Annotated in this window: 1 protein-coding gene; it reads left to right on the top strand. The window is 64.7% G+C overall.

Annotated features, from left to right (window positions below):
• On the top strand, positions 1-255 hold a 255-nt coding region (locus GCN75_RS29015), incomplete at both ends, for a hypothetical protein (protein WP_152285391.1).

The raw sequence follows: 255 nt of genomic DNA, 5'->3' as shown, positions 1-255 counted from the left end.
GCCTGGACAACCGTGCCGGCAGCCTGGCGCAGACGGGTACCGGCCTGATGACGGTGAACGCTACCGGCCAGCTGGACAACACGGGCGGCAAGATCGAGGGCAATGGCGATGCGCTGGTGAAGGCCTCTACCTTGCTGAACAACACGGGCCGCATCGTGGCGGCGCAGGATGCCACATTGAACGTGGGCAGCCTGGATAATACGGAAGGTACGGTGGCGGCAGGCCGCAATCTGGCATTGAGCGGTGGCGACATCG

The organism is Janthinobacterium violaceinigrum, from assembly GCF_009208555.1.
Classification (GTDB): domain Bacteria; phylum Pseudomonadota; class Gammaproteobacteria; order Burkholderiales; family Burkholderiaceae_D; genus Janthinobacterium; species Janthinobacterium violaceinigrum.
The sequence above is the reverse complement of the archived record's forward strand: the minus strand, read 5'-3'. Positions and strand labels throughout refer to the sequence as shown.